This is a genomic window from Escherichia sp. KTE31 (assembly GCF_000407925.1).
Lineage (GTDB): Bacteria > Pseudomonadota > Gammaproteobacteria > Enterobacterales > Enterobacteriaceae > Escherichia > Escherichia ruysiae.
Genome location: NZ_KE136722.1, coordinates 1,642,386 through 1,647,208 on the forward strand (window position 1 = coordinate 1,642,386; position 4,823 = coordinate 1,647,208).

A 4,823-nucleotide genomic window follows, 5' to 3' on the forward strand; every position below is an offset into this window, starting at 1 on the left:
GAAGCGGGCGGGCGAGGCGGGGAAAGCACTGCGCGCTGGCGGTGGTGCTGATTTTATTTTTTCAGCGTCTGAGCGCGTCGTGATGGCGTTTAGATTGTGTGCTGGGGCGTTGGTGTGTCTGCGGGCTGTTTTGTGCGGTGGTGAGCGTGTGAGGGCGTGATGACGGGGGTGTAAAAAAGCCGCCCGCAGGCGGCGATGTTCAGCCGTTGTCAGTGTCCAGTGAGTAGTTTTTAAAGCGGATGACCTCCTGACCGAGCCAGTCGTTTATTTCCCGAATCCTGTCCTGTAACGGGATAAGCTCATTGCGGACAAAGACCTTTGCCACTTTCTCAATATCGCCCAGTGACCCGACGTTCTCCGGCTTGCCGCCCATCAACTGAAAGGGGATGCGGTGCGCGTCCAGCAGGTCTGCGGCGCTGGATTTTTTGATATTAAAAAAATCGTCCTTCGTCGCCACTTCACTGAGCGGGATAATTTTGATGCCGTCTGGCTTTCCCTGTGGTGCATAGAGAAACAGATTATTAAAGTTATTGCGTCCTTTCGACTTGGCCATGTTTTCGCGAAGTGAGTCAATGTAATCGCGATCCTGCAATGCGTCGGTGATATACATGATATATCCGGCATGAGCGCCGTTTTCGTAATACTTGCGGCGGAACAGCGTGGCCGACTCATTCAGCCAGGCAGAGTTAAGGGCGCTGAGATATTCCGGCAGGCCGTACAGCTCCTGATTAATATCCGGCTCCAGCAGGTGAAACACGGAGCCGGGCGCGAAAGGTGTCGGCTCGTTGAAGGACGGCACCCACCAGTAAACATCCTCTTCCACACCACGGCGGGTATATTTTGCCGGTGAGGTTTCCAGTCTGATGACCTTACCGGTGGTGCTGTAACGCTTTTCCAGAAACGCATTACCGAACACCAGAAAATCCAGCACAAAGCGGCTGAAATCCTGCTGGGAAAGCCACGGGTGCGGGATAAACGTTGAAGCCAGAATATTACGTTTGACGTAAATCGGTGAGCTGTGATGCACGGCGGCACGCAGGCTTTTTGCCAGACCGGTAAAGCTGACCGGTGGCTCATACCATCTGCCGTTACTGATGCACTCGACGTAATCCAGAATGTCACGGCGGTCGAGTACCGGCACCGGCTCACCAAAGGTGAATGCCTCCATTTTCGGGGCGCTGGCGGTCATTGTTTTCACCGCTGGCTGCGGTGTTTTCCCTTTTTTCTTACTCATCAGTAAAACTCCAGAATGGTGGATGTCAGCGGGGTGCTGATACCGGCGGTGAGTGGCTCATTTAACAGGGCGTGCATGGTTGCCCAGGCGAGGTCGGCGTGGCTGGCTTCCTCGCTGCGGCTGGCCTCATAGGTGGCGCTGCGTCCGCTGCTGGTCATGGTCTTGCGGATAGCCATAAACGAGCTGGTGATGTCGGTGGCGCTGACGTCATATTCCAGACAGCCACGGCGGATAACGTCTTTTGCCTTGAGCACCATTGCGGTTTTCATTTCCGGCGTGTAGCGGATGTCGCGCGCGGCGGGATAGAACGAGCGCACGAGCTGGAACACGCCGACACCGAGGCCGGTGGCATCAATACCGATGTATTCGACGTTGTATTTTTCGGTGAGTTTGCGGATGGATTCCGCCTGAGTGGCAAAGTCCATGCCTTTCCACTGGTGACGCTCAAGTATTCTGAATTTGCCACCGGCCACCACCGGCGGTGCCAGTACCACACATCCGGCGCTGTCGCCACGGTGTGACGGGTCGTAACCAATCCATACCGGGCGGGAGCCGAACGGATTGGCAGCAAACGGCGCATAGTCTTCCCATTCTTCCAGAGTGTCGACCATGCAGCGTTGCAGCTCCTCGAACGGGAACACCGACGCCTTGTCGTCAACAAATTCACACATGAACAGGTTTTTAAAATCGTCGGCGCTGTTTTCACGTTTGAGCTGCTCAATGTCGAACAGCGTGCAGCCGCCTTTCAGCGCGTCCTCAATGGTGACAATCTGCCGCCACTGACCGTCCGCACAGAGAAGCCCACCGGCAAGGGCGTTATGACTGACGTCGATTTCCACGCGTTCAGCGGCGCTGGCGCGTCCCCGGTTAAACAGCTCACCAGACCAGAACGGGTAGGCGTCGTGCGCCAGCGTGGACGGGGTGGAGAAATAGGTCGAGCGCAGGTGACTCTGTGAGGCCATACCTGATGCCACCTTACGCAGTACCTGAAAATTCGGGATCCAGAAAATCTCGTCGACGTACAGGTCGCCGTTATGGCTCTGCGCGGTGTTGGAGTTGGTGCCGAGAAAAATCAGTTTTGCGCCGTTATTGCCCAGGACAATCGGGTCACCGGTCAGGTCAACGTCAACCAGCCGGGCAAAGGCGATGATGTATTCGCGGAACACATACGCCTGCGTTTTACTGGCCGACAGAAAAATCTGGTTATGACCGGTTTTCAGGGCGCGCAGCAGCGCCTCGCGGGAAAAATAAAACGTCGCGCCAATCTGGCGGGATTTCAGGATATCGCGGATGCGGTGCTCAAGCCCGGCGCGATACCAGTGCAACTGATATTCGAAAGACTGCTCAAAGAAAATCTGCTCCAGCTTTTCGATGGCCTCGTCACTGAAAAAATTCTTTTTCGGTTTGCGGCGCCCGCCTTTGTTGCGGTTAGCGACGTTCGGATTAAGGTCTGCCTCGTTGCCGGTCTGACTGTAGCGGTTGACCCGTGCCAGTCGTTCAATCTGGCGTCCCAGCAGGTCAATTTCCTTGAAGTCACCGCCGGTTTTCTGCGGTTTGATGATGAGCTGGGTCAGCCGCGCTTCCAGACTCATTTCGACACGGCTGATGGGGGCAACGCTGTCCCAGCCGTCGCGCTGTTTCCAGCTCTGCACCGTCGGGCGTTTCATCTGCAACATGGCGGCAATCTGCGGCACGGAAAACCCCTGCCAGTACAGCAGCGCCGCCTGACGACGCGGGTCGTGTAAAAGAGTGGTGTCTGTGGTGATGGTCATGAATACCTCGCCGTGATGAATACACGGCAAGGCTACTGAGTCGCGCCCCGCGATTCGCTAAGGTGCTGTTGTGTCAGTGATAAGCCATCCGGGACTGATGGCGGAGGATGCGCATCGTCGGGAAACTGATGCCGACATGTGACTCCTCTAATCACTATTCAGGACTCCTGACAATGGCAAAAAAAGTCTCAAAATTCTTTCGTATCGGCGTTGAGGGTGACACCTGTGACGGGCGTGTCATCAGTGCGCAGGATATTCAGGAAATGGCCGAAACCTTTGACCCGCGCGTCTATGGTTGCCGCATTAACCTGGAACATCTGCGCGGCATCCTGCCTGACGGCATTTTTAAGCGTTATGGCGATGTGGTCGAACTGAAGGCCGAAAAGATTGACGATGATTCGGCGCTGAAAGGCAAATGGGCGCTGTTTGCGAAAATCACCCCGACCGATGACCTTATCGCGATGAACAAGGCCGCGCAGAAGGTCTACACCTCAATGGAAATTCAGCCGAACTTTGCCAACACCGGCAAATGTTATCTGGTGGGGCTGGCCGTCACCGATGACCCGGCAAGCCTCGGTACGGAATACCTGGAATTCTGCCGTACGGCAAAACACAACCCCCTGAACCGCTTCAAATTAAGCCCTGAAAACCTGATTTCAGTGGCAACGCCTGTTGAGCTGGAATTTGAAGACCTGCCTGAAACCGTGTTCACCGCCCTGACCGAAAAGGTGAAGTCCATTTTTGGCCGCAAACAGGCCAGCGATGATGCCCGTCTGAATGACGTGCATGAAGCGGTGACCGCTGTTGCTGAACATGTGCAGGAAAAACTGAGTGCCACTGAGCAGCGCCTCGCTGAGATGGAAACCGCCTTTTCTGCACTTAAGCAGGAGGTGACTGACAGGGCGGATGAAACCAGCCAGGCATTCACCCGCCTGAAAAACAGTCTCGACCACACCGAAAGTCTGACCCAGCAGCGCCGCAGCAAGGCCACCGGTGGTGGCGGTGACGCCCTGATGACGAACTGCTGACCGGCGTCAGTCAGTCCGGGAAAACCTTCACGATTAACCCTTAATTTCAGGAAAAACTATGCGCCAGGAAACCCGCTTTAAATTTAATGCCTACCTGTCCCGTGTTGCCGAACTGAACGGCATCGACGCCGGTGATGTGTCGAAAAAATTCACCGTTGAACCGTCGGTCACCCAGACCCTGATGAACACCATGCAGGAGTCCTCTGACTTTCTGACCCGCATCAACATTGTGCCGGTCAGCGAAATGAAAGGGGAAAAAATTGGTATCGGTGTCACCGGCTCCATCGCCAGCACCACCGACACCGCCGGTGGCACCGAGCGTCAGCCGAAGGACTTCTCGAAGCTGGCGTCCAACAAGTACGAATGCGACCAGATTAACTTCGATTTTTATATCCGCTACAAAACGCTTGACCTGTGGGCGCGTTATCAGGATTTCCAGCTCCGTATCCGTAACGCCATTATCAAACGCCAGTCCCTTGATTTCATCATGGCCGGTTTTAACGGCGTGAAGCGTGCCGAAACCTCTGACCGCAACAGTAATCCGATGTTGCAGGATGTGGCGGTCGGCTGGCTGCAGAAATACCGCAATGAAGCCCCGGCGCGCGTGATGAGCAAGGTCACTGACGAGGAAGGCCGCACCACCTCTGAGGTTATCCGCGTGGGTAAGGGCGGTGATTATGCCAGCCTTGATGCACTGGTGATGGATGCGACCAACAACCTGATTGAACCGTGGTATCAGGAAGACCCTGACCTTGTGGTGATTGTGGGGCGTCAGCTACTGGCGGACAA

Annotated in this window: 4 protein-coding genes; 2 read left to right on the forward strand and 2 right to left on the reverse strand. The window is 55.4% G+C overall.

Annotation, left to right across the window (positions count from 1 at the left end; translation table 11 throughout):
* Positions 1-199: 199 nt before the first annotated feature.
* Together WES_RS13370 and WES_RS13365 are read right to left on the reverse strand one after the other, a co-directional pair.
* On the reverse strand, positions 200-1,234 hold the full coding sequence (locus WES_RS13370) for a phage portal protein (RefSeq protein ID WP_016235176.1): 1,035 nt from the start codon (positions 1,232-1,234) through the stop codon (positions 200-202).
* On the reverse strand, positions 1,234-3,006 hold the full coding sequence (locus WES_RS13365) for a terminase ATPase subunit family protein (RefSeq protein ID WP_000156872.1): 1,773 nt from the start codon (positions 3,004-3,006) through the stop codon (positions 1,234-1,236). Before WES_RS13365 ends, WES_RS13370 begins: the two co-directional genes overlap by 1 nt.
* Positions 3,007-3,179: 173 nt before the next feature.
* On the opposite strand from WES_RS13365, the gene WES_RS13360 reads away from it, so the two are divergent.
* Both WES_RS13360 and WES_RS13355 read left to right on the forward strand, forming a co-directional pair.
* Complete coding sequence (locus WES_RS13360; RefSeq protein ID WP_001085975.1) at positions 3,180-4,034, forward strand: GPO family capsid scaffolding protein; 855 nt, start codon at positions 3,180-3,182, stop codon at positions 4,032-4,034.
* A gap of 58 nt (positions 4,035-4,092) precedes the next feature.
* Positions 4,093-4,823, forward strand: a 731-nt coding sequence (locus WES_RS13355) for a P2 family phage major capsid protein (RefSeq protein ID WP_016235177.1), incomplete at its 3' end; no start/stop codon positions are given.

Coding starts and splice junctions, on each gene's coding strand:
- WES_RS13370 (WP_016235176.1), bottom strand. CDS start 1,234: ATGAGTAAGAAAAAAGGGAAAACACCGCAGCCAGCGGTGAAAACAATG.
- WES_RS13365 (WP_000156872.1), bottom strand. CDS start 3,006: ATGACCATCACCACAGACACCACTCTTTTACACGACCCGCGTCGTCAG.
- WES_RS13360 (WP_001085975.1), top strand. CDS start 3,180: ATGGCAAAAAAAGTCTCAAAATTCTTTCGTATCGGCGTTGAGGGTGAC.